The sequence below is a fragment of the Streptomyces sp. RP5T genome, assembly GCF_003933965.1.
Classification (GTDB): domain Bacteria; phylum Actinomycetota; class Actinomycetes; order Streptomycetales; family Streptomycetaceae; genus Streptomyces.
On the sequence record NZ_RSAJ01000033.1, the window covers coordinates 1 to 10,715 of the forward strand.

Consider the following 10,715-nt stretch of genomic DNA (forward strand, 5'->3'; position numbering starts at 1 on the left):
CTGCCACGCGCCCGCAGCGGCCGTCCTCAGTCGCCCCCCCACGGGTGCCCGTTCCACCTGAAGGGGTCCGCCCCTGGACGGAGCAACGCCGCCGAGGGCAGCACCCTGCACCAGTACGGCCCCGCCCCCATGGCCGTACTACCGGGCGGCGTGCAAGCCCGGGTCGTCGTCGCCTACGACCTCGCTCAGCGCCTCGCCGCAGGAAACGACGTCAGCCGCAACGCCGACCACTGGCCCGGCTTCCGCGACGGCAGCCTTGCCGTCGACGGCGTGCTCCGTCAGTGGGCCGGACCCCGCAACGCACTCAACGCCGAAGGTGAGGAGCATGCCCGGCTGCGCGCCCCGATCCAAGCCGGCCTCACGCCTCGCCGGGTGCGCGAGATGACACCAGTGATCGAAACCATCGTCGAGGAAGCCCTCAACGACCTGGAAATCCTCGCGGCAGACCCCGGCATCGTGGACCTGGTGCCCGCCTTCGCCCTGCGGATCCCGCAACAGGTCGTCACGCGGCTGATGGGCGTGCCGTCGTCACGCATGGGCCAGTTCGGCCGTGCGGCGACGGGTCTGTTCGACACCTCGGCAGGCCCCGCGGACATGCAACGCTCCATGGACACGGTGCTGGCGCTGCTGGGGGAGATGGTTGCCGCCAGGCGTACCCGGCTCGGTGACGACCTGGTCAGTGACCTGATCCGCGCCGCAGGACAGGGCAACGACCCGTTGTCCGATGAAGAGCTCCTGGCGCAGCTGATGCTGGTCGTCATCGCGGCCACCGAAACCACGGTGCACGCCATCGGCACGCTGATCGTGCACCTGCTGACGCAGCCGGCCCAGCGCGCCCTCGTGGTCAGCGGGGAGGCATCCCTGGAGGACGCTCTGGACGAAAGCCTGCGACTGCAGCCCCCGGCGGCCAGCGTCCCACTGCGCTTCGCCGTCCGCGATTTCGACGATGCCGCAAGCGGCCAGACGTTCCGCAAAGGCGAACCGATCCTGATCCACACCGCGGCCGCCGGCATAGATCCGAGCGTCCACACCGCACCCGGCGTCTACGACGTCCGCCGACCCACCCGCCGCAAGCACCTCGCGTTCGGCCACGGACCGCACGTATGCCCAGGCGCTCCACTGGCCCGGCGCGAAGTAATCATCGCCGTCTCTCGCTGGCTGAACCGCTTCCCCAAGGCCCGTCTGGCGGCCGACACCCAGCAGCTGCCCCAGCCGCCCTCCTTCATCGCCAACGGATTCACGAAGATCCCCGTCCGGCTGGGCTGACGCACCGCAAGACGCGTTTCGGGGGGTGCAGCGGGCTGCACCCCCCGAAACGCACGACCCGCGGATCAGCTTGTGGGCTCCGGCGCGGCATCGCGCTTCGCCTTCAGATCCTCCTGCAGGGAGGCGAAATAGGCCTCCGCATGCTGGGAGGTGGAGATCAGCTCGTGGCCACGTCCGACGGAGAGCTGCAACTTTGCCAGCGTTTCCGGAGTCGCCACGGAGCGCGTCATCTGCTGGTTGAGCACGGCCACCGCAGCCGCCAGCTCGCCGTAGTTCTCCCTGAAGCGCAGGTCCAGACCGACCCACGCGTCGATCCACAGGCCTGCCCAGTCACCCGGTTCCACTCCCGGCTGAAGCTCCCCCAGATCCCTGGCATGCGTCATCAGCTCGGTGATCACCGGGGTGTACGCCCGCCAGAGGTACCCGAAAAAGGCCTTCCCCTGCTCCGTCGCCAGCCGGTTCGCCGCCCTGATCACCGTCACACGAGGCGTCAGCACAGCCAGAAGAATCGACGCGTCCACGACGCTCTGAAGGAGGGGCTGGGCCGGAGTGATCGAGTCAATGATCAGCGACTCGGTGACCACGCTGTACGCGAGCTCGTCCTTGTCTTTCCAGAGGTTGTACAAGGATCCCCTGGAGGCGCCCGCCCGGTCCAGGATCTGGTCGACCGACGTCGCGGCGAACCCCTGCTCGGCGAACAGCTCTGCGGCAGCTTTGAAGATCGCGTCGTACTTCGCCCGCGCTCGGGCTTGAACTGGCTGCCGTGCCACCGTGCCTCCTGAGTTCCAAACCGGTTACCGCCCACATCCGGACTGCAGGGCCCGGACCGACACAAAACCACTCACAGCGCATGAGAGATCTCTGTGTGCGGACAGTAAGCGATGAGGTTAGTCGCATCATCACTGCGCGCACTACGCCGCCGTTGATTCTTTCGCTCCGCACATGATTGAGTCTCCGTAACCAAACCAGGTGACTGACCTTGTTTTGAGGGTCGGGGAGGCGGTGCAGCCTCCGAGACTCACGCATTCCAGGGCGCGTGAGCCAGGACACCTCGGGCCACCGGGCCCGTGCGCCGCTCATCTGGATGGCTGGCAGGGACATGCCTCTCCTGTTGTCGCAGGAGAGGCACGCCCCGCCTTCGACTCGTCGCGAGTCACGCTCGGCAAACAACTGAATGTGGCCGTGTCCTGTTGTCGCAGAACACGGCCACCAGTGGCGGCTCGCGAGAGCCGCCCGCACCCAGAGCTCGAACCCACGAACCCGCTGGGGTGCCACAGAGGCGTGTTGTCGCACGCCTCGCACCAGGATAGCCGCACCTGTTCTGCTCACAGCAGGACTGGGCGCAACTCCTGGGCTGGAGCCCCAGCACCCTCAACAGGAGGTTGCTGTGCGCCATTTGTCGACGCACCACCGAAAGACCCTGCGGACCACCCTCGTGGCCTCCACCGTGGCCATGAGCGCCCTGGGCGCCACGGTCGCGATGACCACACCCGCCTCGGCACTGTCCTGGAGCTGCAAGACCAGCAGCAAGACCATCGATGACGCCGGCTACAACGGCCCCTGGCCCGACAACTGGGACGTCAAGATCAAGGCCTGCGCCGCGAGGTCCGGTGGCTACGCCTACGGCAAGGCCACCCTCAGCTGGGACGCCCCGCCGTCCTACTCCGGAAACACCTCGACGTTCGACGCCGCGCAACTCCGCCTCTTCCTGGTCCGGCCCGACAGCGGCGCCACCGTGAAGACCGCGACCTACGACATCGAGTACAAGCTGGAGCATTCCAACTCCGCCGGGAACGGCTCCTGGACGACGCCCACCATCAAGTTCAAGACCAGCAAGCGCGTCTACGCCGACACCACGCTCCGGCTCGACTGGAACAACGACGGCAAGTCGTACCGCAACTACCAGTTCACCGGTTCACCCAGCGTCTGAACAGGACCTCACCGGCCCGCTACTCGAGGCGCACGCAAACAGGCGCAGCCCCCATCACCCGCTGACACTGTCGGCCTCCTGACCGGCCTCGGTTCATCGCACAACTCCATGGTGCCGAGAACCGCCCGGCATTCCCTGGGCTTGGGCCGGCAACCAAGAACGGCTTCTGGTCTCGGGCGGGTGCCCTTGCCGCCCGGAGACCCGCCGTCAGGCCCGAATCCCCCAGCCGCCCCACCAGATTGGCCCACCCGAGAGGCCATCATGCGCACCTCACCCGTGTCCTGGTCCGCTGCCCGACTCGACTACGCGCTCGCGATCAGTCGCGAAGAGCAGCGCGCTGCGCTCGCCGTCTACCTGCCCGTCGGCTACCCGAGCCGTACGGCCAGCCGCGACGTTCTTCTTCAAGCGGCCGAGCACGCGGACGTGCTCGAGTTGGGCGTTCCGCACCATCATCCCCACCTGGATGGACCCGTCATCCAGCAGGCCACCGCGCAAGCACTCGCCGGCTCAGAGGGCTTCCAGATGCGGGACCTGTTCACCGCCGTCGGCGAGGTGACCGCGCGCACCCCCGCTGCGCTCCTCGTCATGTCCTACTGGGAGCCCATCCGGGCCTACGGCCCGCAGACCTTCGCCCGGGAGCTAGCCGCCGCCGGCGGAGCAGGCGTACTCGTGCCCGACCTCCCCGCAGCCTCGGCGCCCGTCTGGCGCGAGGCAGCCGCCGAAGCCGGGCTGTACAACGTCGCCCTCGCCCCACGCCACGCATCCGCTGCGCGTCTCGCCGAGTTCGGTGAAACGACGACCGGCATGGCCTACGCCCCCGCGACACCAGGTCTGACCGGCACCCGACGCACCCTCAGCCCGTATCTGCCGCGCCTCGTGAGCCGCCTCCGCGACGCCACCGGCCTGCCGGTCGCCACCGGGATCGGCATCAGTTCACCCAAACAAGCCGCCCATGCCTCGAGCTTCTCGGACGCCGTGGTGGTCGGCTCCGCCGTCATTCGCTGCATGCAGGCGCGGCCCGGCGTCCCAGCCTCGGCCGCCGCAGAAGCGTGCCACGACTTCGCCCAGGCCGTGCGCCGTGTCCGACGTGCCGCGGCCTGAGCCCGCCCTCTCGAAGTGATCCGGAGATCCGTTCGTGAGCCTGCCCCATCAGCCGCACACCAGCCTCGACAACGGCTTCGTCCCCGAGTACCCGCTCCCGGACTGGTACGCGAGCAACGCCCCGTCCACCGTGGCCTGGTACAGCGTCGGCAACCCCGAACTTGATCTCGCAGTCCGCTGCCGCACGTGTGCCGCGGCCGAGGTCGCTTGCGTCACCGTGCGCTCCCACCAGGGCCTGCTGGTGCTGATGCGCTGGCAGGCCATCGACGGTCCCTTCTGCAGACCGTGCGGCACCGCGCTCATACGCAAGCTCACGGTCCGGACTCTGTGCCTGGGCTGGTGGAACCCCCTTTCCCCGGTCATCGCCGCCCCCGCGGCACTGGTGGCGAACGCCGTCGCCCACCGCCGCCTGCGCCGTCTGCCGCCGCCGGTGCCGCTGCCCGGCCGGTCGCACATGGACCCCGGCAGCCCTCTCCTCAGCCGCCCACTGGCGTACGTCGCACTGATCCCGCTGATCGGGCTGATCGGGCTCCTCGCCAAGGCTCTGGCCCACCTCGCCTGATGAACCGGTCCCTGGCACGCGCCCCGCCGCAGTCCGGCGAACCCCTCCCAGACCTCTGTCCCGCGCACGAAGACACAGATCAGATTGGAACGACGGTGAAGATACGGAAGAACCTGGCGGCGCGAACCCTGGGCATCGGCGCGGCGGCTGCCGCCTGCCTCATGCTCACGACCGGCGTCGCCGAGGCGGGGAGCTTCGGCCCCAAGGCCATGGTCGACACGAACGGAGTGAAGCGGGGCACCGCGCAATTTGTCGCGAACGGCGACACGCTGACCGTGTGCGACACCCGCGCGGACGGCTTCGCGCCCAAGGTCAGCGTCTACTACGCGAACACGAACACGCTCGTGTGGCGGGTGACAGCCAACCTGGGCAAGGGCTTCTGCGTGAAGTCCAGCAAGAACTTGGGAGAGCGGACCCGCTACGACTTCTGGGCCACCGGCCTCAACCAGCGCCTGTACGTCGGCACGGCCGGCTAACACCGGGGACGACGCCACCCGCCAGCAACCCCCGCGCCCCGTGCGCTATGGGGGGCATGAGCGGTTGAGACCATCCGCTGGTTCCAACCCGACTCGAGCGATGCGCGCCTGAGCACGACCGGCGGGCCACACCCGTAGGCACCTCGAAGAAGAAGCACCAAGACCGCCACCCCGCCGGGCCCTTCGCCAGATCCTGAAGCTCGCGAGGAGCACGGTAGGACAGCTGGCGGCGGGCCCCGACGATCCCCCGGTCGGGGCCCGCACTTCGTCCCAGACCTCATGTGAAGTGCGAGCCCGTACGCATTTTCACTAGACGGCGGCGAGTTGGAAGAGTTCCGGTACGCCTTGCGTGCGGGCGTAGGGCTCGAACCGGGGGAGCAGGTCGTCGACGAGCTGTACACAGCGGGGTGCTCCGATGCGGCGTGCCAAGAGCAGGGACTGGGTGGCGGCGGCCGCGGCGGGCTCGGGTTCTTTCAGATCGAGATAGCTCGCGGCGCGGTAGGCGAGGAACACACCGCGGGTCTTGTCACGGGCTGCGGGCAGCAGTCGCTCGCCTTCGGTGATGAGCTGGTGGGCGCGGCCGGTGTCGCCCAGTTCCAAGAGCGCCTGTCCGGAGTCCACGGCGAGATCGGCTTCGGATACCCAGGCGCACCAGGCGGGCCGCTCGGCGCCTGCGTCGTTGAGGTGTTTCTCCGCTGCGGCAAGCGCCCGCAGCACGGCGCGTCGTTCGCTGCGGTCGCCCTGCGCGGCGAGGGTGCGGGCGAGGCGTAGCTGGAGCAGGCAGCGGGCGGCAGGGTTGCGGGCGCGGGTCAGGGCGTGGTTGAGGATGATTGCCGCGGTGGTGTGATCATTGCGCCAAGCAGCCTGGTATGCGAGGTCGCCAAGGAGGCCGGCGCCCATATCGTGGTCCCCCGCTGCGTGGGCGTTGTGCAGACCGGCGATCCAGTTCTGGCTGGCGTGAGTGTGGCGGCCCAGGTCGAAGCGGTGCCAGGCGACGGTCTGAGACAGGGACGCTGCCAAGGTATGCAGACGCTGGGCGAGGGCGGGCGTGTAGCGGCCGTGTTCGAGCAGGTCGGTCACTGTGGACAGGTGGGCATCCAGCAGCGTGGCGGTGTGCTGCCGTTGTTCCGTGGCGTGGCTGGCGAGTTGCTTGGTGGTGCTCTCCAGGAAGGCGACGAAGTCCTCGCCGATTGGCTGGCCGTCGCGTACCTGGGCGAGCGCGCTCGTAGGGCCGGCGGCCCAGTCCGCGGCCAACGCGGACAGGGTGGCGCCGGAGATCGTGAAGAAGGTGCGGCGGTCCATCGCTGTTCGCAGGGCCTCTCTCAGGGCGGGCACGGAGCTGTGGGGTCCGAGCGGGACCACGCCGTCGGCGGTGCGCGGCAGCCAGTTCGGCCAGTCATCGACACGGACGATGTCGACGGGCAGGCCAAGCGCTTCGGCGATGTACAGCTGGGACTCGCTGTTGGGGGCCACGCCGCGCTCCCACTTGCGGACGCGCGCCTTGTCGGTTCCTGAGCGCAGACCGTGTTGGCGGGCCGCAGCGCGGACTCTCCCGGCGAGCGCGTCCTGCGTCATTCCGCGCGCTATCCGCGCGACGGCCAGTGGGTGACGAGTGGTCTCTTCCACGCATCCATCCAATCACTCACTGCGACGGCCGGTGACAGATCACGGAACCGGGACTCCTTCGGGACTCCTTCAAACCCGGGAGGGTCGACAGCAGTTGAGGCCGGTGCGGGTCGGGGGGAGGGGTGACGGCGAGACTTCGGGGCCGAGCGATGTCGGAGTTCGCTTCAGGTGGAGGCGACACCATGGGTGTCGACCGGCGGCGGCAGGACGCGCAGGCGCTCGCGCAGGTCAGCGACATGGTCAGCGGGACGGGCGGCGAGCAGCACGTCCAGTCGACCCAGCCGGGCGCGCGCAGTGGAGCGCAGGCGGCTGGGCGGTACGCGGTCCAGGACATCCAGACCACGCTGGGCGGCGTCGGACGGCTGCGTCGAGGCCTCCGCCAGAGCCAGGGCCAGGGTGGCGGCTGCCCATCCCGGTGTCCCGATCGTGCACGCGGCTGCGGAGACCTCGGCGCGGGAGCGGGCCTGCTCGTTGCGACCGAGAGCAAGGTCGGCCTCGGCCTGGTGCAGCGCCAACTCGGCGGCATCGAATCCGAAGCGGCCTGGCGCCTCACCGACTGGATCGGCTTCGAGTTCGTTCAGCGCTTCCTCGAGCGCGGTACTCGCTTCCCGGTCACGGCCCTGCTGGGCGAGGCTGGGCAGCGCCCCCATGCGTGCAGTTGGGCGCGAAGGAGCCCGCGGGGTGCCGCGGCGGTGCCGCGGTCCGCGTAGGCAAGGGCCGCAGGAGGGTTGCCGGTGCTGCGGGCCACCATGCTCAGCGCCCCGTACGCCCATGCGGCCAGAGCCATGTCACCGCACCGATTCGCGTATGCGGCGGCGGTGCCCAAGTGGGTGCGGGCGCCCGAAGGATCCTCCAGGTGGAAGGCGAGGTTGCCCAGCAGCGCGGAGAGCCGACCGACCTGGCGCTGCAGATCAGTGCTTGCCCCGCCCGGGGCAAGCACCGCTGCCAGCAGCGCGCGGGTGGCGCGCACTTCTTTGAAAAGCACTGGAACCGGGTGTCGGGAGTAGTTCAGTGCGTAGTGGTCGGCCGCCGCCTCGGCGAGCTCGTCCACCAGGGAGCTGCCGTCAGGCTCGGCCAGGAGCGCCAGCTGGAGGGATTCTCTGACAGATGGAAGCCCAGCATCGGTGGTCATCTGCTCCGTCCCTTCCTGCCGGCGGGACACGGCGACGCCGGCGTCGTGGCGACCGTACCCGATCATGTCCGCCGTCCATGAGGTCAACGGCAGTACGCGCTGAGATTGAGGAAGGCCGAGTTGCTCGGGACGGGCTCGGTAGACGCGGCACAGCATGACCGCGTAGTCCCCGCCCGGCCAGTCATCGGGGTCGTGTTCCCACCGGCACAGCATCGACTCCGATAAGCCCGGTGGCATCAGCCCGTCCGCCTGGTAGAGCTCAGCGATTTGAGTGACGGTGTCCGCCCGGGACCAGCCCAGGGCGAGGCGCCACGCCTCCAGCCGCGTGACCTCTGGTAGGGCCTCGCGGATTGCCGCCGCAGCCTGCTCGTTCGTGTAGCCAGCGCGTTGACACCGCGTCCGGATCCGGGCGGCCTCACGCACGATAGCGGCGCGGCGCGAGCGAGTGACTGAGAAGCTGTTGCTCTATCGATCTTGGTGGGCGTGAGTTCGACGTTGTCGACTTGGTCGGGTGATCTCGTGGCCGACCCGGCATGAAAGCGGAGCCTCCCGCACAGCTCGTGGGTGTCGAATCCAAACGAGCAACAGGAGGCCCCTGGTGCTGCAGTCTTTCGTGTCAGCGTCGATGGCGTCCAACTCGGCTTCTCTGCCGTGTGATCGGACATGAGCGCGTGGCTGATGCACTCATGCCGACTGGCCCGCAACTACGAGACACGTACCGACACCTCGGAGGCAGTGATCAAGTGGGCGATGAGCGCGGTCATGAGCCGCCGCCTCGCCCGACGGGCACGCTGAACAGCCCCGGACGTTCCCATAACCTTATCAAGGCGACCTGAAACCACTCAGGTCCCCCGGGGGCCTGCCCTGGCTGGCACGCTCATGCTGCGATCGTCGTTCGTTGAGCTGCCGCGGGCTCCGAGGAACCCGCGGCAGCTGCCTGGCGGTCAGCGATCGGCCGCGATCTCGCTCAGGTAGTGCTCGTAGTCGGGGTGGTAGCGGGGGTCGAGCATGGCCCGGACGAGCGCGGGATCGGTCCGGTACGAGTGGTCGTGCGACGTCTGCAGCGCGTAGTCACCGACCTCGATCCCGCCGGCGATTACCGTGCTCTTCGCCGGATCAGGTTCAGCTGACTCGTCCAGGCGAAGGTTGCACAGCTGACCTTCGTAGTGTTCGCGGTCCACCGATGCAAGGACCGAGACCTTGCCGCCCTGCGCCCGTACCTTGATGCCTGGTACCAGTTCGTGCGCCTGAACCAGCCCGTCCGCTGTGACCACCGGATGGTTGCCGGACAGTGCCACCTCACCGCTGTTCTCGGTTCGCAGTCGCAGGACGTCACCGCCGAAGTTGAAGATCGTGGTCGAGCTGACCTCGCGATCGACGCCGTCACCGCAGTGCACGACCGAGCCGCGCACGACGTTTTCAATCGGGATCGTGGAGCCGTCCGCAAGCAGGATGGGCGTGCCCGCGACCAGGCAGCTGTAGAGGAACTGGATCCGCGGGATGTACGTGACTCCATCCAACGGGTTCTGATCTGGCGTGTCGGCGCTCGCCACGGTCGCGCATGCGGCAAGCCCTTGGCCTTCCAGGTCGACGAGGTACTGCATGAACAGGTAGTCGGCTTCGCCGCTGGGCCAGCGGAGGTCCCCGAACAGCAAGGGGTTGCCCCCCTCGCCCCAAGGCGACTGGGTGGCCGGTGGCTCCAGGTACCACGAGAGCTTGTTGCCGCTGACGCTGAGGCTGTCGAACACCTTCCTGACCTCACTCACCTTCAGCATCTGGTAGCCGCCGGACCCGGGAGTGCTGCGGGCGAGGTAGCCGATAATCGTCGGGTTGAGGCCCCATTTGAGCGGCTTCGGTCGGGAGGTGAAGCTCACGCTCCCGCACCACGGCAGGGCGTAGGTGGTCTGGTTGCTGCTGTACCAGTACCAGTAGTCGACGTCGTCCTGTGCGTTCTGCCCACGTCCGAGCGCGATCCGGATGTAGTCGGTCGCAACCTTCCGCTGGTGCTTCTTCGGGTGGTCCACCACTGGGTCGGCTTCGACGCCGGGGTTGAAGTCGCGCTGTACGGCGCCGGTCCTCCAGTCTGTGGAGCCCCGGGGCTGGAAGGAATAGGCGATGCGAGCCGTCAAGGGCGGCTTGGCGGTCTGACCAGGCTGCGGTTCCGCGTACAGCGGCATGTACTCGCCCTCGTTGAACTGGGTACCGGAGCCCCAGGCCACGAGGTTCTGCTGGGAGTCGAAGACGCTGATGGTTGCGTTCACCTGCGCGGCGCCGTCCACGATGGCGACGAACCCGGTCCCGGCGGGAGTCTGGGTGCCAGGGGGGCAGCTGACGTCGATGACTTGCGCTCCGGTCTCGAAAGGATCGCTCTGCGGCAGCTGTTCACCGGCCACTCCGCCGTTGGCGCGGTGGCGGTGGCGCCTCTCTGCCAGCGCCGCGAACATCCCGGGGCGGGTCTCCAGCGTGTGACCGCCGAGGCTGTGGAGCGCCAGCGCGGCTCGGTACTGGCGCTCGTCCGAAAAGTCGAGGAGGCCGTTCTTACGGTCTCCCGTCACGGTCGAGAGATGTGCGATCGCTTGGCTGTCTTCGTTCGTGATCACGGGAACCTCGGTTTCCCCATCG

General features: G+C 68.5%; 10 protein-coding genes. 5 read left to right on the forward strand and 5 right to left on the reverse strand.

The window, feature by feature from the left end; genetic code table 11:
- Positions 1-129 precede the first annotated feature (129 nt).
- The gene (locus EHS43_RS05960) at positions 130-1,266 is read left to right on the forward strand and encodes a cytochrome P450 (protein WP_125189478.1); all 1,137 of its coding nucleotides are present in this window, start codon (positions 130-132) and stop codon (positions 1,264-1,266) included.
- Positions 1,267-1,331: 65 nt separating this feature from the next.
- Here EHS43_RS05960 and EHS43_RS05965 read toward each other — a convergent pair whose 3' ends face one another.
- A complete protein-coding gene (locus EHS43_RS05965) occupies positions 1,332-2,036 on the reverse strand; it encodes a TetR/AcrR family transcriptional regulator (protein ID WP_125189479.1) in 705 nt (234 codons plus the stop codon).
- 617 nt (positions 2,037-2,653) lie between these two features.
- On the opposite strand from EHS43_RS05965, the gene EHS43_RS05970 reads away from it, so the two are divergent.
- From EHS43_RS05970 to EHS43_RS05985, 4 genes are all read left to right on the forward strand, one after another.
- The gene (locus EHS43_RS05970) at positions 2,654-3,196 is read left to right on the forward strand and encodes a hypothetical protein (RefSeq protein WP_125189480.1); all 543 of its coding nucleotides are present in this window, start codon (positions 2,654-2,656) and stop codon (positions 3,194-3,196) included.
- 261 nt (positions 3,197-3,457) lie between these two features.
- The gene (trpA, locus tag EHS43_RS05975; protein ID WP_125189481.1) at positions 3,458-4,297 is read left to right on the forward strand and encodes a tryptophan synthase subunit alpha; all 840 of its coding nucleotides are present in this window, start codon (positions 3,458-3,460) and stop codon (positions 4,295-4,297) included.
- Positions 4,298-4,331: 34 nt separating this feature from the next.
- Positions 4,332-4,859, forward strand: a complete 528-nt coding sequence (locus tag EHS43_RS05980; RefSeq protein WP_125189482.1) for a hypothetical protein — start codon at positions 4,332-4,334, stop codon at positions 4,857-4,859.
- A 95-nt stretch (positions 4,860-4,954) separates the two neighbouring features.
- Entirely contained in the window at positions 4,955-5,335 is a 381-nt protein-coding gene (locus EHS43_RS05985; RefSeq protein WP_125189483.1) for a hypothetical protein, read from the forward strand.
- 309 nt (positions 5,336-5,644) lie between these two features.
- On the opposite strand, the gene EHS43_RS05990 is transcribed toward EHS43_RS05985, so the two are convergent.
- The 4 genes from EHS43_RS05990 to EHS43_RS06005 form a co-directional block, all read right to left on the reverse strand.
- Entirely contained in the window at positions 5,645-6,961 is a 1,317-nt protein-coding gene (locus tag EHS43_RS05990; RefSeq protein ID WP_125189484.1) for a helix-turn-helix transcriptional regulator, read from the reverse strand.
- Positions 6,962-7,125: 164 nt separating this feature from the next.
- Positions 7,126-7,611 (reverse strand): hypothetical protein, encoded by a 486-nt coding sequence (locus EHS43_RS05995; RefSeq protein ID WP_125189485.1) that lies wholly within the window; start codon positions 7,609-7,611, stop codon positions 7,126-7,128.
- Positions 7,539-8,516 carry a hypothetical protein gene (locus EHS43_RS06000; RefSeq protein ID WP_125189486.1) on the reverse strand — a complete coding sequence of 326 codons (978 nt, stop codon included), beginning with the start codon at positions 8,514-8,516 and terminating at the stop codon, positions 7,539-7,541. The genes EHS43_RS05995 and EHS43_RS06000 overlap by 73 nt, the downstream gene beginning before the upstream one ends.
- A gap of 521 nt (positions 8,517-9,037) precedes the next feature.
- Positions 9,038-10,693 (reverse strand): Hint domain-containing protein, encoded by a 1,656-nt coding sequence (locus tag EHS43_RS06005; protein WP_125189487.1) that lies wholly within the window; start codon positions 10,691-10,693, stop codon positions 9,038-9,040.
- Between the last annotated feature and the right edge of the window lie 22 nt (positions 10,694-10,715).

What these genes read in the sequence shown, in the direction of transcription:
- EHS43_RS05960 (WP_125189478.1), top strand. Translation starts at nt 130, where the DNA reads ATGGCCGTACTACCGGGCGGCGTGCAAGCCCGGGTCGTCGTCGCCTAC.
- trpA (WP_125189481.1), top strand. Translation starts at nt 3,458, where the DNA reads ATGCGCACCTCACCCGTGTCCTGGTCCGCTGCCCGACTCGACTACGCG.
- EHS43_RS05995 (WP_125189485.1), bottom strand. Translation starts at nt 7,611, where the DNA reads ATGGGGGCGCTGCCCAGCCTCGCCCAGCAGGGCCGTGACCGGGAAGCG.